The organism is Marinovum sp. J2-8 (assembly GCF_055808435.1).
The window spans coordinates 253,376-276,097 of sequence record NZ_JBVVRZ010000001.1 but is presented as its reverse complement, the minus strand read 5'-3'; the positions used below and the strand labels follow the sequence as shown (position 1 = coordinate 276,097).

At 58.6% G+C, this 22,722-nt stretch carries 17 protein-coding genes and 2 pseudogenes; 10 read left to right on the top strand and 9 right to left on the bottom strand.

Annotated elements, in window-relative coordinates:
* Positions 1-183: 183 nt before the first annotated feature.
* The 3 genes and pseudogenes from AC0L4F_RS01340 to AC0L4F_RS01330 all read left to right on the top strand — a co-directional run bounded on the left by AC0L4F_RS01340 (position 184) and on the right by AC0L4F_RS01330 (position 3,246).
* Positions 184-1,344: pseudogene (locus AC0L4F_RS01340) on the top strand (IS3 family transposase).
* Between the two features lie 34 nt (positions 1,345-1,378).
* Positions 1,379-2,266, top strand: a complete 888-nt coding sequence (locus tag AC0L4F_RS01335; RefSeq protein WP_244684387.1) for an AIPR family protein — start codon at positions 1,379-1,381, stop codon at positions 2,264-2,266.
* A gap of 248 nt (positions 2,267-2,514) precedes the next feature.
* A complete protein-coding gene (locus tag AC0L4F_RS01330; protein ID WP_244684386.1) occupies positions 2,515-3,246 on the top strand; it encodes a hypothetical protein in 732 nt (243 codons plus the stop codon).
* A gap of 256 nt (positions 3,247-3,502) precedes the next feature.
* On the opposite strand, the gene AC0L4F_RS01325 is transcribed toward AC0L4F_RS01330, so the two are convergent.
* The 3 genes from AC0L4F_RS01325 to AC0L4F_RS01315 form a co-directional block, all read right to left on the bottom strand.
* On the bottom strand, positions 3,503-3,943 hold the full coding sequence (locus AC0L4F_RS01325) for a hypothetical protein (protein WP_244684385.1): 441 nt from the start codon (positions 3,941-3,943) through the stop codon (positions 3,503-3,505).
* A 97-nt stretch (positions 3,944-4,040) separates the two neighbouring features.
* The gene (locus AC0L4F_RS01320) at positions 4,041-4,556 is read right to left on the bottom strand and encodes a hypothetical protein (protein ID WP_244684384.1); all 516 of its coding nucleotides are present in this window, start codon (positions 4,554-4,556) and stop codon (positions 4,041-4,043) included.
* 397 nt (positions 4,557-4,953) lie between these two features.
* Positions 4,954-7,467 (bottom strand): adenosylcobalamin-dependent ribonucleoside-diphosphate reductase, encoded by a 2,514-nt coding sequence (locus tag AC0L4F_RS01315; RefSeq protein ID WP_244684376.1) that lies wholly within the window; start codon positions 7,465-7,467, stop codon positions 4,954-4,956.
* Positions 7,468-7,585: 118 nt separating this feature from the next.
* On the opposite strand from AC0L4F_RS01315, the gene AC0L4F_RS01310 reads away from it, so the two are divergent.
* On the top strand, positions 7,586-8,017 hold the full coding sequence (locus tag AC0L4F_RS01310; RefSeq protein WP_244684374.1) for a DUF1489 family protein: 432 nt from the start codon (positions 7,586-7,588) through the stop codon (positions 8,015-8,017).
* A 149-nt stretch (positions 8,018-8,166) separates the two neighbouring features.
* On the opposite strand, the gene hisG is transcribed toward AC0L4F_RS01310, so the two are convergent.
* From hisG to hisS, 3 genes are read right to left on the bottom strand one after another with little or no spacing between them, the layout of a single operon-like run.
* A complete protein-coding gene (gene hisG / locus AC0L4F_RS01305; RefSeq protein WP_244684372.1) occupies positions 8,167-8,865 on the bottom strand; it encodes an ATP phosphoribosyltransferase in 699 nt (232 codons plus the stop codon).
* Positions 8,862-9,950: an ATP phosphoribosyltransferase regulatory subunit gene (locus AC0L4F_RS01300; RefSeq protein WP_244686291.1), complete on the bottom strand. Its 1,089-nt coding sequence runs from the start codon at positions 9,948-9,950 to the stop codon at positions 8,862-8,864. The genes hisG and AC0L4F_RS01300 overlap by 4 nt, the downstream gene beginning before the upstream one ends.
* 11 nt (positions 9,951-9,961) lie before the next feature.
* Positions 9,962-11,434: a histidine--tRNA ligase gene (gene hisS / locus AC0L4F_RS01295; protein WP_244684370.1), complete on the bottom strand. Its 1,473-nt coding sequence runs from the start codon at positions 11,432-11,434 to the stop codon at positions 9,962-9,964.
* A 119-nt stretch (positions 11,435-11,553) separates the two neighbouring features.
* Here hisS and AC0L4F_RS01290 point away from each other — a divergent pair, with 119 nt between their 5' ends.
* Positions 11,554-11,760 (top strand): SlyX family protein, encoded by a 207-nt coding sequence (locus tag AC0L4F_RS01290; protein ID WP_244684368.1) that lies wholly within the window; start codon positions 11,554-11,556, stop codon positions 11,758-11,760.
* 87 nt (positions 11,761-11,847) lie between these two features.
* Here the strand turns inward: AC0L4F_RS01290 and AC0L4F_RS01285 are convergent, their stop codons facing one another.
* Positions 11,848-12,696 (bottom strand): hypothetical protein, encoded by an 849-nt coding sequence (locus tag AC0L4F_RS01285; protein ID WP_244684366.1) that lies wholly within the window; start codon positions 12,694-12,696, stop codon positions 11,848-11,850.
* A gap of 147 nt (positions 12,697-12,843) precedes the next feature.
* Here AC0L4F_RS01285 and AC0L4F_RS01280 point away from each other — a divergent pair, with 147 nt between their 5' ends.
* Positions 12,844-13,884: a Hint domain-containing protein gene (locus tag AC0L4F_RS01280; protein ID WP_244684364.1), complete on the top strand. Its 1,041-nt coding sequence runs from the start codon at positions 12,844-12,846 to the stop codon at positions 13,882-13,884.
* 118 nt (positions 13,885-14,002) lie between these two features.
* A complete protein-coding gene (locus AC0L4F_RS01275; RefSeq protein ID WP_244684355.1) occupies positions 14,003-14,326 on the top strand; it encodes a DUF6525 family protein in 324 nt (107 codons plus the stop codon).
* A 110-nt stretch (positions 14,327-14,436) separates the two neighbouring features.
* Here AC0L4F_RS01275 and AC0L4F_RS01270 read toward each other — a convergent pair whose 3' ends face one another.
* Positions 14,437-16,134, bottom strand: a complete 1,698-nt coding sequence (locus AC0L4F_RS01270; RefSeq protein ID WP_244684343.1) for an acyl-CoA dehydrogenase family protein — start codon at positions 16,132-16,134, stop codon at positions 14,437-14,439.
* Positions 16,135-16,280: 146 nt separating this feature from the next.
* Between AC0L4F_RS01270 and AC0L4F_RS01265 the strand changes: the two genes are divergently transcribed.
* Complete coding sequence (locus AC0L4F_RS01265) at positions 16,281-17,048, top strand: sulfite exporter TauE/SafE family protein (RefSeq protein ID WP_244684341.1); 768 nt, start codon at positions 16,281-16,283, stop codon at positions 17,046-17,048.
* 37 nt (positions 17,049-17,085) lie between these two features.
* Here the strand turns inward: AC0L4F_RS01265 and dnaE are convergent, their stop codons facing one another.
* Entirely contained in the window at positions 17,086-20,613 is a 3,528-nt protein-coding gene (gene dnaE / locus AC0L4F_RS01260) for a DNA polymerase III subunit alpha (protein ID WP_244684339.1), read from the bottom strand.
* Between the two features lie 134 nt (positions 20,614-20,747).
* Here dnaE and AC0L4F_RS01255 point away from each other — a divergent pair, with 134 nt between their 5' ends.
* Positions 20,748-21,668 carry an alpha/beta fold hydrolase gene (locus tag AC0L4F_RS01255; protein WP_244684337.1) on the top strand — a complete coding sequence of 307 codons (921 nt, stop codon included), beginning with the start codon at positions 20,748-20,750 and terminating at the stop codon, positions 21,666-21,668.
* A 38-nt stretch (positions 21,669-21,706) separates the two neighbouring features.
* Positions 21,707-22,628 (top strand): annotated as a pseudogene (locus AC0L4F_RS01250) (glutaminase).
* The last annotated feature ends 94 nt before the right edge of the window (positions 22,629-22,722 follow it).

Sequence of the window (22,722 nt, the reverse complement as noted above, 5' to 3'; positions counted from 1 at the left end):
CGAGCCTGGCTGAACAGGCAAGTGCTCGATGATAAAGTCCCGAACAACATCTTTGAGGGGGCCTGCATCCCGATTTGAAATGTTAGACCGCAACGAAATATAGATTTCACCCAGAGTGACCTGCCCCCCGCGAAATCCCTCACCGTAATGTAGAGTTTGCGCCAACTCTGAAGGAGCAGACAGATGCGAAAGAGTTGTTTCACCGAGGCGCAGATCATCGGTATGATCAAAGAACAGGAAGCAGGGATGCCGACAGCGGAGGTGTGTCGCAGGCACGGGCTGAGCACGGCGACTTTCTACAAGTTGAAGGCCAAGTATGGCGGGATGGAAGTTTCTGAGGCCGCCAGGCTGAAGGCGCTCGAAGACGAGAACGCCAAGCTCAAGCGCCTGCTGGCCGATACCATGCTCGACAACGTCGTGCTGAAAGACTTGCTGGGAAAGAATTGACGACATTGACCAAGCGGCGAGACGCGGCGCTTCGGGCGATGCGGGATCATGACATCTCGCAGCGCCGGGCCTGCAGGCTTGTCGGTGTCGATCCCAAAACAGTCCGGCGAGAACGCCCACCGGACTGTACCGAGATCCGCAAGGAGATGCAGGACATCGCTGCCAAGCGGCGCAGGTTCGGTTACCGCCGGATCGGCGTGCTGCTGGAGCGCAAGGGCATGACCATGAACCACAAGAAGCTCTACAGGGTCTATCGCGAAGAAGGGCTGTCCGTGAAGCGGCGGCGCGGCCGGAAACGGGCGCGTGGCACCAGGGTGCCGATGCCAGTTGCGGCGTATCCCAATGCTCGTTGGTCGTTGGACTTCGTATCCGACAGCTTCGGCGCCTCGCGGAAGTTCCGGATGCTGGCAGTGATCGATGACTGCACTCGGGAATGCCTGTGCCTTATCGCGGACACCAGCCTCTCCGGCGCAAGGGTCGCCCGGGAGCTCAGCGCTCTGATCCGGCTTTACGGAAAGCCCGGCTGCATTGTCAGCGATAATGGAACTGAGTTCACCAGTCGGGCCATCCTGAAATGGGCCGACGAGAACGAGGTGCCGTGGCACTACATCGATCCGGGCAAGCCGCAGCAGAACGCGTTCATCGAGAGCTTCAACGGCAGTCTCAGGGATGAGCTACTGAACGAGGAGATCTTCGACAGCCTGGATGATGCGCGGCGCAAGCTGGCCCTATGGCGTTACGACTATAACACGGTCAGGCCACACTCGTCCTTGGGCAACCAAACGCCGCTGCAAGCGCGCCGTGCGCTTGAGCAATTTGAAGAACTCCGCGCCCGGCGCGCTTGCGTCAGACGCGGAAGCCGAATACCCAGATTTAACCTGCAGACTCTCATTATGAATGAGGGACCAGCAGGGGGCAGGTCAGCATAACCGTGCTATGTAGCGCCATAGATGAAACCAATACAGAGCGTCTCGGCATCCATGACTATGTCGTGGTAAATGGCGCTCAGAGCCTCACTTCACTGCTTAGTTCAAAGGCAAGCATTACGGCTGATTTAAGGGTACTGGTGAAAGTTGTCGCTTTGGGTGACGATGCACAGTTGTCTGAAAAAATCACCCACAACAGCAACAACCAAAACGCGATCAAGGCTCGCGACCAAAAATCCAACAATCCGATACAGCAGCGGCTAAAAAAGGAAGTGGCGGCACTCAAATATTCCGACTTTGTGCTTGAGGTGAAGCAGGGTGAATTGAACCCGAAGAAGGAGGTGCTTCGGAACGAAGATTCAGGGTTGGCATTGCTGGCGGTAGAACTTGGCGAGCCGTGGACGTGTCACCAAAAGTACAAGGTCATGGACGAGTCACATGCGAAAATTTTCGGAAGGTCAGATGTTACTGGCGCGAAACTCGTCTTTTGCCATCTGCTGGTGGAATCGATGCTCGGGGTATTGGATGGCTTCGATGATCCTGTATTCGGCCACTACAACCTGACAAAGTATTTTCTGGCGCATGCTGTAAGCCAAATTGTAAGGGGCGAGGAAGCGGTAAAAGCTGTTCTAACTGACCCAAGAAAACTGTTTGCCGAGGGTAAGGTTGATGACTTTGTAAAGGTCTTCGCGGGGATTGCGTCCACAACCGTTGACGATCTCAACGCAGAAATTGGAGAGTTGATCGAAGAGGATAAATTTGATCACAAACGCGATCTCAAGAGCCCGATATGGTGTAAGACGATGACCGGAAAATTGGTTTCCGCGTACAAGAAGGACGTAAAAAGGAAACGAGTAGATCCGATCGATGACCTATTCTCCGAGTACATCTAGATTTAACTGTTACAAACCGCCTCAGACTGTCAGAGGGGTGGCACTTCGTCGGCACCCTAGAACGTCCGTTTTGGGAAAGCCGCATTGAAGCAACCCCAAACGTTCAAACGTCGGCTCTGGGCCGTTATGCTCATTCCACATGGTACCGCAAAGGACCAAAACCTGTTTAAGCTTGGACACCAAGGTTGCGAACAAGACCTTGTTCTACATAACTGCATCAAACGGTGAGCCGCACAGGAATCTGTTATATGAAGTACCCGCCATTCGTGGATTTTCTGGCGCTTTCCAAAAGCCTAAATCGAACTAGTGAACAAAAAAAGTTAAAGGGGCTTCTCCTCCAAGTATGGCGTGCAGAAGCATGTTTGGGTGACCTGCTGCAAGCAAGTGACTGTTGCAAAATCCTTAGGGCCAAGGTGGATGAGAAGGGCGAAACGTTTGGGCCTGAGGAGCAAACAACTGTCAAAGCTCTCCAAACGACCGCCGTCAACTTGTATGTTCGTGCCACATCAACTAGCGGGAAGCTTGGTGAGCGAGGTTCAATTCAGTTGAATAACAGTGAATTAACGAAAGGCCAAAAAGAAGATCATCGCGATCTTATCAATCTTCGAAACAATGCCCTGGCTCACGTGAACCCCGAACACAAAATGAGGGACCGAGTCTGGCACAAAGTAATTCTTTTTGCTGTACCCAATCGAATTGGGCAATTGACGCCAGCAGCAGCAACAAATGAAACGACTTGGAATCGTGCAACGCTAGAATGCCTAGAACGCATGCTCCCACTAGCCATAACATTCATGGAGGCGAACTTCGTTGCAAAATTGAAAGCCGCCCAAGAAGCGCTCGGTGATGCAGAGCTTAGCGAGAAGACCTTTCAAAAATTTCTCTTCGATCCGGTTGATGTGTTCGGGAGCGACGCAATCGTGCAGCGCATCTTAGAATCCCGTGGCAAGGCAAGTGATCGATTTTGGGTGGAGGAATAGGAGCCGCGCCGCTTGTTTGAAGGCATTTGTTCCAGACTAGAGAATGCCCACTGCGGGCTCGCATTGAGTGGGTTCGAACCAGTACATTATTTTGCTCGCGACGAATGTCCGTAATGGCGTGCTGCATTGCGGAATGGAAAGTGGCCTCTCAAAGTCCGCTTTGGGCCGAAATCGTCTACTGAGATGGAAATCTTCTGTCTCTATAGAACGACAAACACCCCGAGCAGCTTGGCTGCTCGGGGTGTTCTTCTTTCATTTAGCTGCCCATGATATCAAGCAAACAGCGGTGTGCGGCGACATGGTCGAGTACACCGTCGCGGCAGTTGAGAAAATCCTGGAACAGGTATTGCAGCTCGATGAGTTCATTACCGCGGTCGGAATAGACTGGTGTATCACGGGTTTCGCCGCGAGGGCCAAAGTCATCGTAGCCGGTTTCCTCGTAGCGCTCTTCACTGCCGAGAAATTCCGAAGCAATACTGCGCTCCAAAATATCCATGACGGCGTCGAAACCACCTTCATCAGCTTCATCGAAGGGTTGGCGATCCTTCAGGCGCGCAAAGCAGCGCGACACGAAAGCAACATCCTTTGCGGTGTCGCCAAGGTGAAGCGCCTTGGCCCGCTCGGCGACCTGCCTGCCCAAGCCTACGGCCTCGGCTGCCAGATCATCCATGTTCTGTTTGTTGTAAAGCACGTGCATCGTCGTGATACCCCTTGAGTTAATTGTCGTACATTGGGGCGCCCGGGATGGCCGCCCCTTCAAGACAGCCGACCCTGCATGGGCCGGCCCTGGAGGATCACGCAGCTTGCGAGATTTTCTGGAAGGCTGAGGTAATGCCGTCCCCCGCCGGATCGGTTTCAGCGATTTTCCGAAGCAACGAGTTCAATTTCTCGGACAGCAAGCAGCACTCATCAACAAAACTGGAGGCGGGATTTATCTGAGCAAAGAGGCCGTACTCAATACGATCCGGATCGCTGACGTGCTCCAGCGTCAGCAACTTGTGAAAGTCCACAAGTTGGCTGCTTTGAGCCCGTGTTAACCGCCGCGTGTGCCGTACAGCTTCACAGAGCAGGAACACGCGGGCACTGGCCGCCGGGCCACCAAGCCTGTGCGCAGCCAGAGCCAAAGCGGTCCCATGGTTCCGGAGAAATCGGCAGACGTGCACCAGTTTACGACAAGGTTGTTTGGAATAGAAAGCTCTATAGACAGTCATCGGTGTCATCCCGAAAAGTGCTGCGCCAGTCGGCAGCTCAAGAAGCCCATTCCCTCCTTTCAAAAGGCAATCTTGCCAGACACGCTGTAGCAGCAGCATTGTCTATCGGCCTGGCATTTGTTGATGTTTGGTCTGGCCTCACCAGAGTTTCCGGATCTTCGCGGCCTCAAAAGAAGGCCCGCGCAAGATCTGGAAATCAGGTGGGAAGGCTGCGGATGGGGTTATATAGTCTATCGACGCCACCAAATTTGCAGCTCTTTACCCCAGTCGCCTCGGTGTGCAATGCAATGACACGGCAATCTTCATGATGCCTTATGTCTTTTGCGCCGCCAGTTCACGCTTTTGGGTCTGTTTTAGCCAAAATTTCACATTCGTCCAAAACCATTATAATTCAGCATGTTAAGCGCCTATGGCAAAACTATTCCCAATTCGTGGCAAACAAAACTGGGGGTTTTGGCATAACTATGCCCGCAAAGACACACACGCATAGACAGCTTCACCCAGAACACTTGCTATGCCCACAGGCCCCGCAAGTCATGCACCCTTCGACCATGCGCAATTCGTATTGCCCGCAAGAGGGACAGGCCTTGCCGCGTTTTCCGGGCTCCGCTTCTGCGACCTGCGCCTTGGGATCGGACTTCAACCCCATGCCTTCGCCTGCCAGAAACCCGGTGGCGACCATGTGGCGTTCGATCACGCCGCCAATCGCCGCCAGGATCGAGGGGATATATTTGCCCTGCACCCAGGCACCGCCGCGCGGATCGAAGACGGCTTTCAGCTCTTCCACCACAAAGGATACATCGCCCCCGCGCCGGAATACCGCAGAGATCATCCGCGTCAACGCGACGGTCCAGGCGAAATGCTCCATATTCTTGGAATTGATGAACACCTCGAACGGGCGGCGGCGACCGCCCACGATAATATCGTTGATCGTCAGATAGATGGCATGTTCGCTGTCGGGCCATTTCAGCTTGTAGGTATTGCCCTCCAGCGTCTGCGGCCGGTCCAGCGGTTCGGACATGTAGACCACATCGCCATGCGGTTGAAGCGGTTCAGCATCAGCTCGAGTGACCAGTTCGGGAGACTGCCCCCCCCCTGTGCCCAGAATTTCTGACACTTCCGCGTTCAGGACCGACGCAATCTTCTCGATCCGATCTAGCGTAGGTTCCTTTCCGTCTTTTATAATCCCATGAAGGTAGCCGTGGCTCAGCCCTGCATCTAACGATGCTTGACGCATGGTAGTTCCGCGCAATTCGATCAGGTTGGCGAGATTTTTGCGATAGTCGCTGCTTTGATTAAAGAGTTTCGGCTTCTCCTCCGAAACCGTCAAAACCGACCCCGTCACATCATTCGGCCGATAGGTCGTGCAGCCTTTGCAGCCCGTCTCATAGGCCTGCATGTAGACATCCTTGAACGACTCGAAATCAATATCCTCGGGACAGTTGATCGTCTTGGAAATCGACGAATCCACCCATTTCTGCGCCGCCGCCTGCATCTTCACATGCTCGGCCGGGTCCAGCGTCTGGGCATTGACGAAATACTCCGGCAGCGCGGCATCGCCAAACTTGTCCTGCCACATCTGCACCGCGTAATCGACAACCTCTTCCTCGGTCCGCGACCCATCCTTTTGCAACACCTTACGGGTATAACGATAGGCAAAAACCGGCTCGATCCCGGAACTGACATTGCCAGCATATAGCGAAATTGTCCCTGTGGGCGCGATCGAGGTCAAAAGCGCGTTGCGAATGCCGTGCTCTGCCACGGCATCTCTCACGTCCTGATCCATCGCCTGCATATTGCCACTGGCCAAATAACCCTCGGCGTCAAACAGCGGAAAAGCCCCCTTTTCCTGCGCCAGATCGACCGACGCCAAATAGGCCGCCCGGGCAATCCGTTTCAACCAACGCTCGGTCTGCGCCGCTGCCTCATCCGAGCCATAGCGCAACCCCTTCATCAACAGCGCATCGGCCAAACCGGTCACACCCAAACCGATCCGCCGCTTGGCTTCGGCTTCGCGCGCCTGCGCCTCCAGCGGGAATTTCGACGCATCGACCACGTTGTCCATCATCCGCACGGCGGTGGCGACCAGACCATCAAGCGCCTCTTCGTCAATGCCGGCCGCATCGGAAAACGGATCGCTGACCAACCGCGCCAGATTGATCGACCCCAGCAAACAAGCGCCATAAGGCGGCAAAGGCTGCTCACCACAGGGGTTGGTGGCGGCAATCTGCTCAACATAGTTCAGGTTGTTGGCGGCATTGATCCGGTCAATGAAAATCACCCCCGGCTCGGCATAATCATAGGTCGCCTGCATGATCCGGTTCCACAAGTCCCGTGCCGACAGGGTGCGATAGACCTTGCCGTCAAATTGCAGATCCCAAGATCCGTCGGCTTTGACCGCAGCCATGAAATCATCGCTGATCAGCACCGACATGTTGAACATGCGCAGACGCGCGCTGTCGGATTTGGCGGCGATGAAATCCTCGACATCGGGGTGGTCGACCCGCATGGTCGCCATCATCGCGCCGCGCCGCGACCCGGCAGACATGATGGTGCGGCACATCGCGTCCCACACATCCATGAATGACAACGGACCGCTGGCATCCGCCGCAACCCCCGAAACCGCTGCGCCCTTGGGCCGGATGGTGGAAAAATCATACCCGATGCCGCCACCCTGCTGCATGGTCAGCGCCGCTTCGCGCAGCATATCAAAAATGCCACCCATGCTGTCGGGCACGGTGCCCATGACAAAACAGTTGAACAACGTCACCGAACGGGCTGTGCCCGCCCCGGCCGTGATCCGCCCAGCCGGCAGAAATTTGAAATCCTCCAACGCCTCGTAAAACCGCGCCTCCCAGACATCCGGCTGCGCCTCTACCCGCGCCATGTCGCGGGCAATCCGTCGCCAACTGTCCTCGACCGTTTTATCAATCGGCGTGCCGTCTGCCTGCTTGAAACGGTATTTCATATCCCAGATCTGTTCGGCGATCGGGGCGGCGAAACGGGTCATGGCGCGATTCCCTCTTTTTTTGAAGACGCTCAAGATACGCCTAACTAGGGAATTGCACAACAACTTGAAGCCCGCCACATGAAGACTACAATAGATGGGCCGCTGGGGGGCGGATTTCATGACTGACTCGATCAATCTGATAAAATTATGCGTCGGCACCGAAACGCCGGACGACCTCGCCTTGTGGCAAGCCTCTCACAGGGCCAGCCTGCCTGACACCCTGCCGCGCCATGTCACCCGGATGTGGCCCAAACGGGCCGCTGAATTGTTGAATGGCGGCTCGCTCTATTGGGTGTTCAAGGGCGTGGTCCTGGCCCGCCAAAAGGTGCTCCGCCTGGACGAGGTGACCGGCCCCGATGGAATCGCGCGCTGCGGTATCGTGCTGGACCCCGACATCATTCGGACTGCACCAGCGCCCCGGCGGCCGTTCCAGGGCTGGCGCTACCTCAAACCCGAAGATGCCCCACCAGACATCTCAGACCGCGCACGGCGCGAAGACCCGCTGCCCGCCGCCCTCAATGCGGCTCTGGCCGAAATCGGCGTGTTGTAACGCACGCCCCGCTTCTTCTGTTCAAAAATATCCCGGGGGAGTCCCAGAGGGACGGGGGCAGCGCCCCCAAGGCCTGCGTGGCCTGAACGCAAGTCAACCTGCGCGCCGCAGCGCACATTTTGAACAGACCACGGCTTTGGCGGCAAACCTTACCCCAGAAGTTCCAGTTTTGACCGCAACGCCGACAAAGCAGCGCGGTCATCGGGGTCCAGCTTGACGCCACGAGCCCGAAACAGGGTCGCTTGTGACTTCAGGACCAGACCATCTGAAAGAATTTTCAGGTGGTTGGCGCGCAGCGTCTCGCCGGTTGACGTGATATCGGCGATCATCTCCGCCGTCAGGTTCTTGACCGTGCCTTCGGTCGCCCCCTGGCTGTCGACCAGTTGATAATCCGCCACACCGCAATCACGCAGGAATTCGCGGATCAGCCGGTGATACTTCGTCGCAATCCGCAACCGGAATCCATGGCGCGCCCGAAAGGCTGCCGCCGCCGCGTCCAGATCGTCAAGCGTGTCCACATCCACCCAGCAGCTCGGCACCGCCAGGATCAGGTCGGCATGTCCAAAGCCCAGTTCGACCAGCGGCTCGACCACCTGTTCCCATTGCGGCAGTTTTTCATGCACCAGATCGGTTCCGGTCACGCCCAAATGAATGCGCCCAGCGGCCAGTTCGCGGGGAATTTCCCCGGCGGACAACAGCACCAACTCGATACCATCGACCCCCGACACCGCGCCGGCATATTCGCGTTCGGACCCGGTGCGCGCCAGCGTCACGCCACGTGCGCCAAACCAGTCAAAGGTCTTTTCCATCAGCCGCCCTTTGGACGGCACGCCCAGCTTGATGGTCATTGGCCACCCTCCCGCAGCAAAAGCGCAAGACCGGGGCGGATCACGCCCCCGACCGCCGGCATACCCCGCCCGCCGCCAAGTGCGGCGCAGAGCGCATCATAACGCCCGCCCGTCGCCACCGGCGGCAAATCGGGGCGGCGTTCCGCATAAAGCCCAAACACAAACCCGTCGTAATATTCCATCGACGTGCGCCCATAGCTGCCTTCGAATTCCAATGCATCCACATCAACCCCTTCGGCCCGCAGGGCATCCGCCCGGGCCACCAGGCGGTTCACCGCGCCCTGGATCGAGGGCAAGTCCACCGCGATATCGCGCAGATGCTCCAGCGCGAATGGCAGGGTTTCCCGCACCGCCAGAAGATCTTCGATAAGATCGACTTGCCGCGCGGAAATCGGCGGCGTCGCGGCGTCTTCGCGCAGGGTTTCAATCCGCGCGGCAACCTCTGCGGGGCTGCGCAAACCGATCTGCGGCACATTCTCTGCCATCGGATCGGCCGCCGCCAAAAGCGCACTGCGGCTGGACGGCACCGGGGTGCGGCCGGCAAACCGGTCAAGCAAGGCGCGGAACCGCCGGGGCCGCCAGATGTGACGGCGCAGCGCCACCTTGCGTTTCTCGGTGGTGTCCAACCCATCAACCGCCGCCTTAAGCAGACCAATATCACCGGTGGCCGCCCGCAGGTTGAGATCAGACAGGGCCGACGAAATCCGGGCAAAAACCTCGGCTTCGCGCGCGGCCTGCGTGTCGCGATCAAAAACTTCATAGCCGACCTGCAGATATTCGCTGTCGCGCTCCGGGTCGTCTTCCTGTTTGCGAAACACCTCTCCGGCATAGGTATAGCGCGCCGGTTCTGCACCATGCGCCATATGCATCTGCACCACCGGCACCGTGAAATCAGGCCGCAACATCTGTTCGCCGCGCTGCGGATCCTGGGTCACATAGGCCCGGCCCCGGATATCCTCGCCATAGAGATCCAGCAGGGTTTCCGCCGGTTGCAGCACCGGGGTTTCCACCACTTGGGCCCCAGCGGTTTCAAAACCTTGGCGCAAGCGCATCGCTTCGGCAATGATCCGGGCGCGTCCCGGCATTTGCCCCGGCATCAGGCCTGCCCCTCAAGGATCTCTTGCACCTTTGCCACCAGTTCGCCGCGCGGGACTTCGAACTGCGAGGGGCGCTCTTTCCATTCTTCCAGGGTGGCGTTTTCGGCGATCTGCGCCCCAAGGATCAAATCCTTGATCTGAACAACGCCGCGATCGGCCTCGTCACTGCCCTGAATCACCGCAATCGGGGATTGGCGTTTGTCGGCGTATTTGAGCTGATTGCCGAAGTTCTTGGGATTGCCCAGATAGACCTCGGCGCGAATGCCCGCGTTGCGCAATTCAGCAACCATGGTCTGATAGGTCGCCATCTGATCGCGATCCATGACCGTCACCACCACGGGCCCGCGCTCGGCAGAGCGTATCCGCCCTTTCTCGCGCAATGCGGCCAAGAGCCGGTCAACACCGATGGACACACCCGTCGCCGGGACCGCCTGACCGGTGAACCGCTTGACCAGATCGTCATAACGCCCGCCACCGGCAACCGAACCGAATTGCCGCTTGCGGCCTTTTTCGTCGAGGATCTCAAAGGTCAGCTCAGCCTCGAACACCGGCCCGGTGTAATAGCCAAGGCCGCGCACGACCGATGGGTCAATCTCGATCCGATCCGGGCCATAGCCCTGTGCCGCCAGCAAATTGGCAATCTGTTCAAGCTCTGCAACACCTTCGCCACCAATTGCGCTGTCGCCAATGGCGGCGCGCAGGTTGGTCAGCGTGTCGGCGGCATTTGCGCCTTTTGAGGTCAGAAAGGCGATAACCGGCTCGGCCTGGGCATCCGCCAGACCAACCCCGTCGATATAAGCGCCCGAGGCATCAAGCCGCCCCTTGCCCAGCAATTCACGCACACCGGATTCGCCGACCTTGTCGAATTTGTCGATGGTGCGCAGCACGGCGGCCTGTTGGCCTTCTTCCGTCACGCCCATCGCCTCTAGCACACCATTCAGAACCTTGCGGTTGTTGACCCGCACAACGTAATCGCCACGCGCAATGCCCACGGCCTCAAGCGTGTCGGACAGCATGGCGCAGATTTCGGAATCCGCCGCCACCGAAGGTGCGCCAACAGTATCGGCATCACATTGATAGAACTGGCGGAACCGGCCCGGCCCTGGCTTTTCGTTGCGCCACACCGGCCCCATCGCATAGCGGCGATAGGGTGTCGGCAGATCGTTGCGATATTGTGCATAGACCCGCGCCAAAGGTGCCGTCAGATCATAGCGCAACGCCAGCCAATCGGCGTCGTCCTCTTGCCAGGCGAACACACCTTCGTTCGGGCGGTCGACATCTGGCAGAAACTTGCCCAGCGCCTCGACCGTTTCCACCGCACTGCTTTCCAGCGCGTCAAACCCATAGCGATGATAGACCCCGGCGATGGTCGCCAACATTTCGGCCCGTTCGGTCACTTCATGACCGAAATAGTCACGAAATCCCTTGGGGGTGATCGCCTTGGGGCGGGGCTGTTTCTTCTGCTTGGCCATGGTCGGCTCCGGCTGTGCTATGTTTGCGCGCGGTGTAGCCGGAAGCATCCCTAGGGGCAAGGAGGGGCAACCGAAGTGGCCCTAGGCAATGCCGCCCGTTCGGTCTATAGCCCAACCTCATGAGCACCCAGATTGACGCCCTCGAAGAACGCATTGCCCATCTGATCCGCATGGTCGATGACATGTCTGACGTGATTGCCCGCCAGGACACCGACATAACGCGCCTGCAATCCCAGGTGACGCGGCTGATCCTGCGCGAAGCAGAACGCCAAAACGAACAACCCGGCGGTGTTGTCCTTGGCGACGAGCGCCCGCCGCATTACTAAACCGCATCATTAGCTGGTGAATTTAGCGATCACGACAGCGACACCCCAGCGACACGACGGCGGGGTTTGACCTGCGCGCCGGCGATGTCAGCCGCCGCTTTTCAGATCGGTTTCCGCAACCTCGCCATCATGCAGCAGCATGTTGAACCAGCGCGCATTGTCACCGTATTTTTCATAGGCGCTGACAAACACGGTATTCTTTTCGATGCGGGACACCTTGCTGCCGCAGGGTTTGCCACGGCCAACCCGGCAAATGCGTGACTTGATCTTTTCATAGGCGCTGTCGGTCGCAGAATAGGGCTGTATATCCGCAGGCAGGCCATAGCGCAGCAATTCATGCATTTCTGGCGCGCCAAACACCGCCAAAGCGGCGGTAAAGGTCCGCGCACAACCGTCGTCGAACCCGGTCACATAAAACGGATGCGCGGTGGTGCGGCCGGGCTCACTATCATAGAGGCGATAGGCCTTGGAGCGGGCGGGAAAGGCCTCGATCTCTTTGCCACGCTTGGATTTTGGCAGGTCGCACACCGGTTTGACCAATCCAAAAGACAGGATCGTGCCCGGCGGAACCGAGGGTGGTTTGGCCTTGGCCGAAGGGCGCGACGTACCGCCGCCGAACAGGCCACGCCGCGGCGCCGCTGTGTTGGCCGCCACGGCCTCCACCGCATCTGGCTCTGCCGCATCTGGGGATGTCTCGGCATCGGCGGGATCTGCACCGCCGCCGATCATGCGCCCCAACAGGCCCGGTTCGGCCACCGGTGTCTCTTCCGACTGGCCCTCGGGCGCAATCGCGGCCACCGGCGGCGTCTCTGCCAATTCCACGTCAGAGAGCTTTGCAACCCCGTCCAACGGATCCCCACAGCCCAAGAGCCATGTCATTGCCACCAAACCGGTGGCCATACGCACCGAAAACACCATGTTCACGCTCCCGACCAATGCCCCCTCCTACCCCAACCCTGCCGGACAGGTCCAGTCTTGCCAGAGGATCGCGCAAAGCGCCGCCGACGCGCATAATCGATTCCCATCAGGCCGCGGATCTGTTAATCTCTTGGGAATAAAAAGAGTAACGAGGCAGTTCCAGGTATGAAAACGGGCTATCGTGGCACGTTTGTCATCGCTTGGTCGCACACATGTATTGATGGCTTTCCGGCCGCATCGCTTTCTGAATTGAAGGTTGGCGCGCTCTGGAGTTGGACAGGCAAGGCGCTTTGCGTCGATGGTCCGCAGTCTGTGTTGCGGCTGGATATGGCAGACGGCGAAGACGACAGACGCAGGCGCGCCGCAAAAGCCGTCACCAAATTGGTTGGCACGGCACGGGCCGTGCGACATCCGAATTACGACGCAGATATCGCCAATGCACCGGACAACAACAGCTTTGTCGTCACGGATGGCGCAAAAAGCTATAGCGTCACCCTGATCCCGTCCGGGACCGACACCCGCCCCTTGCTGATGTTCATGGGGGAAATGCCGCCGCGCGACAGGGAGCTCTGGGTTGTCAGCGTCACGCTGAAACCCCGGTTGAACTCCGAAAACCGCGACGGCGGGGTGATCTGTTTCACCCCCGGCACAGCGATTCAGACGCCGACAGGCCCCCGCCCGGTCGAACACCTGCGCGAGGGGGATCATGTCCTGACCCGCGACAATGGCCCGCAAGAGGTGCTGTGGACCGGCGCGCGCCGGATCAGCGGCGCGCGTCTGTATGTCATGCCGCATTTGCGCCCGGTGCGCATTTTCTCTGGTGCTTTTGGTGCCGGTCGCCCCGACAAAACACTGCTGGTCTCCCCCCAACACCGGCTTTTGGTGCGCGGGGCGGAAGTTCAGGATCTGTTCAACACGCCCGAAGCTCTGGTTGCGGCCAGTGATCTGGATGGCACCAAATTTGCGGAAACGGATTTCACCGTGCGCGCTGTGACCTACGTGCATCTGTTGTTGCCACGGCATGAAATCCTTTGGGCCAATGGGCTGGAAACCGAGAGCTTCCATCCCGCCAGCGCCCAGCTGTCAACGCTAAGCCACGAGGATCGCGCACGTCTTGTGGCCGGGTTGCCGGACATCGAACATGACCCACACAGCTACGGCGTCTATGCCCGCCGCAATCTGACCACCGGTGAATTGCTCTTTTGAACTACAAAGCCGCCTAAAATGCCCCTTGTTGGCATTTCCGCGCCTTCGTGGCCTTGTGCTCCGCAATGTAATGTTATTACATATTGGCGGCAAATCGATTCCAATGGCGTACCGACAGATGAACCACACCATGTCCGGCAATCGCGGCTCTACGTCGCTGAGATGCAAACCAAGCCACAAAGATCCGATGCGGGCCTATGACAACTTGCCCAAAGATCTGCGCACATGGGTGTCCTCTGCCATCCTGCCCTGGGGCGCACAGTCGGTTCGACGCGCCTTTGATCGGGAAATCGCCCGCACCGGCGATGCGAAACTTGCCCTGCGGGAATTGGATGCGCTTCAGAATCGTTTGGTGGCCAAAGATGCCCAGCGGATATGGGGCCAGCACCACCCCGGGTGCTGCCCGCCGGGATCAGGGCACACCCAGTCCCCAAGACCGTGACGCAAAAATCCCGCGCAGCGAACTGCACGGGATGATCAAACCGAAGATCACGGTCCGGGACTGCGGCCCCGGATCACCACCCCGGATCACCACCCGGGATCACCGCCTGATTATTTGCGCGGATCAAGCAGGCGGCGGGCGATCACCTGTGCCTGAATTTCTGCGGCACCCTCAAAGATATTGAGAATCCGCGCGTCGCACAAAATCCGGCTGATCGTGTATTCCAAGGCAAATCCGTTGCCGCCGTGGATCTGCAACCCGTTGTCCGCCGCTGCCCAGGCAACACGCGCGCCCAGAAGCTTGGCCATACCAGCCTCAAGATCACAGCGCCGCCCCTCGTCCTTTTCCCGGGCCGAGAAATAGGTCAGCTGCCGCGCCACCATGATCTCGACCGCCATCATCGCCAGCTTGCCGGCCACACGCGGGAACGCGATGATCGACTTGCCGAATTGTTTGCGATCCAGCGCATATTGCAACGACACATCCAGCGCCGATTGCGCCACGCCAATGGCGCGTGCGGCGGTTTGAATGCGGGCGGATTCAAAGGTTTCCATCAGCTGTTTGAAGCCTTTGCCCTCTTCCCCGCCCAGCAGATTGTCGCCTTTGACCTTGAAACCATCGAACCCCAGTTCGAATTCCTTCATCCCGCGATAGCCCAGAACCTCGATCTCGCCGCCAGTCATGCCCTCGGTCGGGAATGGGTTGGCATCGTCGCCGGGTTCCTTTTCCGCCAGGAACATCGACAACCCGCGGTAATCGCTGGTGTCGGGGTCGGTGCGCGCCAACAGCGTCATGACATGGGTCCGCGCAGCATGGGTGATCCATGTCTTATTGCCGGTCACGGTGTAATTGCCGTCCTCGCCCTTGACCGCGCGGGTGCGCAAGGAACCGAGGTCAGAGCCGGTATTGGGTTCGGTGAACACCGCAGTGGGCAGCTTTTCACCCGAGGCCAGCAGCGGCAACCAATGTTCCTTTTGTGCCTGCGTGCCACCGGCGATGATCAGTTCGGCTGCAATCTCTGACCTTGTGCCAAGCGAGCCAACGCCAATATAGCCGCGCGACAGTTCCTCTGACACCACGCACATAGATGCCTTGGACAGGCCGAAACCGCCGAATTCTTCGGGAATGGTCAGGCCAAAGACCCCCATTTCGGCCAGTTCCTCGATCACCTGCATCGGGATGTAGTCGTCTTTCAGATGCCATTCATGGGCGTGCGGGATGACATTATCGACGGCATAGCGGCGAAATTGCTCGCGGATCATCTCAAGCTCGTCATCAAGGCCGGACGCGCCGAACATCGTCGCACCATGCTGCGCCTGCATCAGTTCCACCAACCGCATCCGGGCCGCCGTGGTATTGCCCTGCGTCAACAGGGTTTCAATCTCTGGCGTGTTCAGAACGCCCAGCTCCTCCGGGCCAACCCCGAAATCGCGCGGGCGCACGATCTCGCCCTGGTTCATGGGAATGCCACCCCGGATCTGGGCCAGATATTCGCCAAAGGCGATCTGATGCATCAGGGCATTCAGCTCTGAAAACTGGCCCTCTGCGGTCATCCGCACTGCCCAACCTTGCATTTGTCTGAGCGATTCCAGATAGGTAGCCAACCAAGCCAGCCCATGCGCCGCATCCTGATGCACCTCGACCAACATTGCCGACACCCGGCCATCCTGGACCACCAGATCGCGCAGATGCGCGCGGGCGCAATCGAAAATCCGTTCGACCGGGGCAATTGCCGCGCCGGTCAATGTCAACAGATCGTCAAGCAGCACCTGTGCCTGCGTCGTCAGGTCTTGTCCATCATGAGCCATGGTCGCACTCCTTTGTCTCTCTTGCCGCTGCATAAAGCCTTCGCAGGTGCAGCGCAACAAAAATTCGTTTCAAGGTCAATCACATTCCAAATATTGCGCAAAAGATTTAAAATGCGGCGACCATCAGGCTGTGCTAGGCGACAGAAATGGATTTTGCTGCATTTGATCTTTCGTTTTCTCTGTTGATGGCCAGCGGTGCCGTCGCGCTTTTGGCTGGCGTGATCAAGGGCATGGTCGGATTCGCCATGCCAATGATCATGATTTCGTTGCTGGGCATGTTTCTACCCCCAGATGTGGCGTTGGCCGGGCTGATTCTGCCAACCTTGCTGACCAATGGGGCCCAGGCATTGCGCCAGGGTCTGGGGGCGGCATGGCGTTCGGCCTATCAGTTTCGCATCTACTTGCTCACAGCCGGGGTCGTGCTGGTGCTGTCGGCACAGCTTTATGTGTTCTTGCCGGTTTGGGTGTTGTTCCTGTCGATCGGTCTGCCCATCACCCTGTTCTGCCTGATGCAGCTTGTCGGGATGAAATTCCACCTGCCGCAGCAAATTGCCTGGGTCGAGGTCACACTGGGCACGTTTTCCGGTTTTATCGGTGGATTGTCCGGCGTTTGGGGCCCGCCGATGGTGGCCTATCTGACCGCATTGCAGACCGAAAAACGCATGCAGATGCGCACCCAGGGCGTCGCGTTTGGGTTTGGGTCGCTGTTATTGCTGCTCGCGCATTGGAATTCCGGCGTGGTGCGCAGCGAAACCTTTGTGTTTTCGATCTGGCTGTGTCTGCCGGCGATGATTGGTGTCTGGTTGGGCGGCATGGTTCAGGACAGGATCGACCAAGAAACCTTTCGCCGCGCGACCTTGGCGGTGTTGCTTCTGGCGGGTTTGAATTTGCTGCGCCGGGCCTATTTCGCCTGACTGGTACTTCTGTCCCGCGATCCTGCCCCCAAAACCCCTAGACCTCTTCCACGGCCATCACCCCCGGCAGGGATTTCAACGCGCCTTTGATCTCTGGCGTCACCGGGAATTCGGCGCCGGTGTCGATCTCGACCTCGCCGGGCAAGGCAGGGTCCATCAGGCAAAGATAGATCGGGCCGCGCCCGGCCTTTTTCACCCGCTCGGCCGCATCCGACAACATCTGGGAAATCGACGCAATCGCGCCCGGTTCTTCGACAAACACCTTTAACCCCGACGCCCCGGCGTCCGCCACCGCATCGTCAATCGGCGCAACAGAGCGGGCCAGCAATTTCAACTGATCGCTTTCCATTGTCGCCTCGACCGTGACCACAACCTTGGCCCCGGTTTCCAGGAAATCGCGGCTTTTCTCCAATGTTTCGGAAAACAGCGTGACCTCATAGGCGCCGGTGGTGTCGGACAATTGGCAGAAGGCAAACCGATTGCCGCGTGCGGATTTACGTTCCTGACGTCCCGCAACCACCCCGGCCAGCTTGGCCAGACAGGGCGTGCTCTCGGCCTTGGCCGTGACCTCGTCAAGTGTCATCACGTCCTTGCGCCGGAGCGCCGCCATGTAATCATCCAGCGGGTGACCAGAGAGATAGAAGCCAACCGCCTTGAATTCCTCGGCCAGCCTTTCGGCGGGCAACCAATCATTCACCGGCGCAAGACGCGGTTCCGGAAGGTCATCCCCCGCCTCGCCAAACAGGCTGACTTGATTAGAGTTTTTCTGATCATGCACCGCAGCTGAATAGCTCACCAGCGCATCAAGACTTTCGAACACCCGCCGCCGATTGGGATCAAGCTGATCGAACGCCCCGGCGCGGGCCAGCATTTCCATCGGGCGTTTGCCCACCCGTTTCAGATCAACCCGCCGGGCCAGATCATAAATCGTGGCAAAGGGTTTGTCGGGGCTGCCCGGCTGGGTTGGGTCGGCGCGCCGCCCCTCTACCACCAGTTTCATCGCCTCGACCCCGACGTTTTTCAACGCGCCCAGCGCATAGACCAATGCGCCGTCCACCACATCAAACGTCGCCAGCGACCGGTTTACGCAGGGCGGCACCCAAGGCAGCCCCAGCCCCTTGCGGACCTCTTCGAAATAGGTCGCAAGCTTGTCGGTCAGGTGGATATCGCAGTTCATCACCCCGGCCATGAATTCGACCGGGTGGTTGGCCTTCAGCCAGGCGGTTTGGTAGCTGACGACGGCATAGGCAGCGGCGTGGGATTTGTTGAAACCGTAGTTGGCGAATTTTTCCAGAAGGTCGAAAACCTCGGTCGCCTTTTTCTTGTCGACCCCGTTTTCCGCCGCGCCCTTTTCGAATTTCGGACGTTCGGCGTCCATCGCCTCTTTGATCTTTTTACCCATCGCCCGACGCAACAAGTCAGCACCGCCAAGCGAATAGCCCGCCATGACCTGCGCGATCTGCATCACCTGTTCCTGATAGACGATAATGCCCTGGGTTTCCGACAGGATGTGGTCGATCGACGGATGGACCGAGGTGATCTTTTTCTGCCCGTTCTTGACCTCGCAATAGGTTGGGATGTTTTCCATCGGGCCGGGACGGTACAGCGCCACAAGGGCAACGATGTCCTCGATACAGGTCGGCTTCATACGTTTCAGGGCATCCATCATGCCCGAGCTTTCCACCTGAAACACCGCCACGGTCTTGGCCGCCGCATAAAGCTTGTAAGACGCCTCATCATCCAGCGGGATGGCGTTGATCTGGTTTTCGGCCCCTTCCGCCGGTTCATAGAGCTGCCTGCCGTCCGCCGAGACATGCAGCGGCCGACCGGATTTGAAGATCAGATCCATCGCATTCTGGATCACGGTCAGGGTTTTCAGACCGAGAAAGTCGAATTTCACCAGCCCGGCCTGTTCGACCCATTTCATGTTGAATTGCGTGGCCGGCATGTCGGATCGCGGATCCTGGTAAAGCGGCACAAGCGCATCCAATGGCCGGTCGCCAATCACCACCCCGGCGGCGTGGGTCGATGCATTGCGCAACAGCCCCTCGACCTGCTGACCATAGGTCAGAAGCCGGTCAACCACCTCTTCGTTCCTGGCCTCTTCTTTCAGGCGCGGCTCGTCCTGCAACGCCTTTTCGATGCTGACGGGTTTCACCCCTTCGACCGGGATCATTTTCGACAGCCGATCGACCTGACCATAGGGCATCTGCAACACGCGCCCGATGTCACGCACCGCCGCCTTGGACAAGAGCGCACCAAAGGTGATGATCTGGCCCACTTTGTCGCGGCCATATTTCTGCTGCACATAGCGGATCACCTCTTCGCGGCGATCCATGCAAAAGTCGATGTCAAAGTCAGGCATGCTGACCCGTTCCGGGTTCAGGAACCGTTCGAACAGCAGCGAATAGCGCAGCGGGTCAAGGTCGGTGATGGTCAACGCATAGGCCACAAGCGACCCGGCACCAGACCCCCGCCCCGGCCCCACCGGAATATCATTGTCCTTGGCCCATTGGATGAAATCGGCAACGATCAGAAAGTAGCCGGGAAATCCCATGCCCTCGATAATGCCAAGCTCGAATTCCAACCGTTCCTGATATTCCTCGACCGACACCGCATGCGGGATCACCGCCAGCCGCTGTTGCAGGCCTTCGTTGGCGATGCGGCGCAGTTCGGCCACCTCGTCATCGGCGAATTTCGGCAGGATCGGATCGCGGCGATAACAGCCAAAGGCACAGCGCTTGGCGATCTCGACCGTGTTTTCCAGCGCCTCTGGCAAATCGGCAAACAGCGTCGCCATTTCCTGCGGGCTTTTGAAATAATGTTCGCGCGTCAGACGGCGGCGCCCGTCCTGTTGATCGACATAGGCACCTTCGGCGATACAGATCAGCGCATCATGCGCCTCGTACATCTCTGGTTTCGGGAAATAAACGTCATTCGTCGCCACCAGCGGCAGATCCATGGCATAGGCCATTTCGACAAAGCCACGTTCCGATTTCGCTTCGGCCTCGGGCAATCCGCCTTCGCCGGGGTGGCGCTGCAACTCGACATACAGCCGATCCCCGAATATGGATTTGAGCCGCTCCATCAGCGCCTCTGCCGCCGGGCGTTGCCCGCGCTGCAACAATCTGCCCACCGGACCATCCGGCCCGCCAGACAGGCAAATCAACCCATCTGAATTGCTCTGCAATTCATCCAGCGTCACCTGCGGCTGCTGCCCGCCCTTGTCCACATAAAGACAGGTGTTGAGCCGCATCAGATGCTCATATCCGCGTTCATTCTGCGCCAGAAGGACAATCGCCGCAGGCAATGCCGGGCGATCCCCCGGTTTGACGGCCTGATACGCCAGATCGACCTGACAGCCCATGATCGGCTGTATGCCAGCCCCCTGTGCACCAACCGAAAACTCCAGCCCGCAAAACAGATTGTTGCTATCGGTCACCGCCACCGCAGGCATGCCCATGTCGGCACAGAGACCCGGCAGCTTTTTAAGCCGCATAGCCCCTTCCAACAAAGAGTATTCGGTATGGGTGCGCAGGTGAATAAATCGGGGTGCTTGGCTCATAGGCGCCAAACTATGCCCGCCAGCGCGGCGATGGAAGCCATGCCGCCGCGACCTTGTCCCGCCCCGGCCCAAATTCTGCCAACTTTAAAGTGGAGCGTCGCAATATAACTCCCCTTTAAGTAATTTTGTGAAAAATGCCAAACGATACAGTTAATAGCCCCTATACGCTCCCCGTCGAAGTGCAACTCCCGCAATACGGCATCAAAACCCGTCTGCGACGACATGCTCTGGATGTGATGACCAAACTGTCACCGCGCGGAACGGCCCGCATGCTGGCGCGACGGCATCTTACGCCCTCGGCCTGTTTCCTGGCGGATCTGGACCGTTATTCACCAGAGGACATCACGCAAATCACCGTGGACGGGGTGACCCGGCTGAATTTCCCGGCCCTGGCCAAGGACAACAGCCCCTCTGGCAAACGCATCTTGATCGTGCCGGGGCTGGATGGACATTTCCGTCAGTTCCTGCGGCTTATTCGGCGGCTGCAAACCGCGGGCGTCACGGTTGATCTGCTGGTCCTGCCGGGGCATCTCGGCCCGCAGCGCGATATGTGCAGCATGCGTGACATCGCCGAAAGCATTCATTCCGTCACCAGAAGCCACGGCCCCTATGATGGTGTGATCGCCCATTGCGTTGGCTGCAACGGCACGCTTTTCGCCCTCAAACACTGTGACCTCAGCCCGAAACTGGCGTTTGTGTCCACGCCGGTGAACCTCGCCAACCTTGTCCGGCAGGGTGGCAGGCAATACGGGCTGGATGGCCGATGTCTTGATACCTTTGTGGCCGAGGTCAGCCGCCTTGGCGCGCCTTATGCGATCGAAACCCCTTGGGACCATATGACCGCAAACCGGTCCGAAGATCTTCTGGTCGTTCATGCCCGCCAGGATTGGGCCGTTCCGTTTGATGATGTGACAGATATCGGCGACACTTGGCCCGGCGCCAAGGTGCAGATCTATGAACACGGCGAGCATAATTCGATCCTCAATGTGCGCTCTGCCATCACAGAAATTACCAGCTTCATGACATCGGACATACCAACCGCCGCCAACACGTGACATCTGGACAAGCGCGCCGGGCGCTGTAGCTTCGCGCCATGACGGACCCGGACCAATTGCAAACCTTTCTCGAAACCCTCAATTCCGAGTTCCGCACAAGCGCGGATTGGGGCGAGGTGGCGACCTATATCCCGGAACTGGCCCGTATCGACCCGGCGCAATTTGCCATTTCGGTGGCGCTGGCCGACGGTCGCCTGCTCAGCGCCGGCCAATCAGACACCCGATTTTCGATCCAATCGGTGTCCAAGGTGTTTGCCCTCGCCTGCGTCTTGTCCCGCATCGGCGAAAGCCTCTGGTCGCGGGTGGGTCGCGAACCCTCGGGCGACCGTTTCAACTCGATCCTCTTGCTGGAACAGGAACAGGGCCGCCCGCGCAATCCCTTTATCAACGCCGGGGCGCTGGTCACCACCGATGAACTCCTGGCCGCCGCGCCCAAAAGAGGCCCTGACCGAAATCCTCGGCTTTATTCGCGCCAGCAGCGGCGAAGACGATATTCATATCGACGCCGCTGTCGCCGCATCGGAAAAATCCACCGGTCACCGAAACTTTGCCCTGGCGCATTATCTGAAAAGCTTCGGCAACCTGAAAAACCCGGCAGAGATGACGCTGGGCACCTATTTCCACCAATGCGCCATCGAAATGACCACCCGGCAACTGGCCCTGGCTGGTCGCGGCATCGCCGGGCTGAAGGGCGCACCAATGCTGCTGCCCCAGGTAAAACGCCGCCGCATTGCTGCGCTGATGATGACCTGCGGCCATTATGACGGCTCCGGCGACTTTGCCTTCCGCACCGGCCTCCCCGGCAAAAGCGGCGTTGGCGGCGGTATCCTGCTCGCGGTGCCGGGGCGGGCCTCTGTCGCAATCTGGTCGCCAGGCCTGAACGCCTGGGGAAATTCAAAGGTCGGCACAGAGGCGGCGGAACGGCTGGCACGGTTCACCAATTGGTCGGTATTTGGCTGATCCGCCAAAAAGTCTTTCAAATGAACCTGATGAATAAGCCCCTACTAAACCGTTGAAACCCCACGCAGGGCCGCCAAAAACCAACGCACAAGAT

What these genes read in the sequence shown, in the direction of transcription:
- dnaE (WP_244684339.1), bottom strand. Translation starts at nt 20,613, where the DNA reads ATGAGCCAAGCACCCCGATTTATTCACCTGCGCACCCATACCGAATAC.
- AC0L4F_RS01290 (WP_244684368.1), top strand. Translation starts at nt 11,554, where the DNA reads ATGAGCACCCAGATTGACGCCCTCGAAGAACGCATTGCCCATCTGATC.
- AC0L4F_RS01330 (WP_244684386.1), top strand. Translation starts at nt 2,515, where the DNA reads ATGAAGTACCCGCCATTCGTGGATTTTCTGGCGCTTTCCAAAAGCCTA.
- AC0L4F_RS01265 (WP_244684341.1), top strand. Translation starts at nt 16,281, where the DNA reads ATGGATTTTGCTGCATTTGATCTTTCGTTTTCTCTGTTGATGGCCAGC.
- AC0L4F_RS01325 (WP_244684385.1), bottom strand. Translation starts at nt 3,943, where the DNA reads ATGCACGTGCTTTACAACAAACAGAACATGGATGATCTGGCAGCCGAG.
- AC0L4F_RS01310 (WP_244684374.1), top strand. Translation starts at nt 7,586, where the DNA reads ATGACTGACTCGATCAATCTGATAAAATTATGCGTCGGCACCGAAACG.
- AC0L4F_RS01270 (WP_244684343.1), bottom strand. Translation starts at nt 16,134, where the DNA reads ATGGCTCATGATGGACAAGACCTGACGACGCAGGCACAGGTGCTGCTT.
- AC0L4F_RS01320 (WP_244684384.1), bottom strand. Translation starts at nt 4,556, where the DNA reads ATGCTGCTGCTACAGCGTGTCTGGCAAGATTGCCTTTTGAAAGGAGGG.
- AC0L4F_RS01300 (WP_244686291.1), bottom strand. Translation starts at nt 9,950, where the DNA reads ATGCCGGGACGCGCCCGGATCATTGCCGAAGCGATGCGCTTGCGCCAA.
- AC0L4F_RS01255 (WP_244684337.1), top strand. Translation starts at nt 20,748, where the DNA reads ATGCCAAACGATACAGTTAATAGCCCCTATACGCTCCCCGTCGAAGTG.
- AC0L4F_RS01275 (WP_244684355.1), top strand. Translation starts at nt 14,003, where the DNA reads ATGAACCACACCATGTCCGGCAATCGCGGCTCTACGTCGCTGAGATGC.
- hisG (WP_244684372.1), bottom strand. Translation starts at nt 8,865, where the DNA reads ATGACCATCAAGCTGGGCGTGCCGTCCAAAGGGCGGCTGATGGAAAAG.
- AC0L4F_RS01280 (WP_244684364.1), top strand. Translation starts at nt 12,844, where the DNA reads ATGAAAACGGGCTATCGTGGCACGTTTGTCATCGCTTGGTCGCACACA.
- AC0L4F_RS01315 (WP_244684376.1), bottom strand. Translation starts at nt 7,467, where the DNA reads ATGACCCGTTTCGCCGCCCCGATCGCCGAACAGATCTGGGATATGAAA.
- hisS (WP_244684370.1), bottom strand. Translation starts at nt 11,434, where the DNA reads ATGGCCAAGCAGAAGAAACAGCCCCGCCCCAAGGCGATCACCCCCAAG.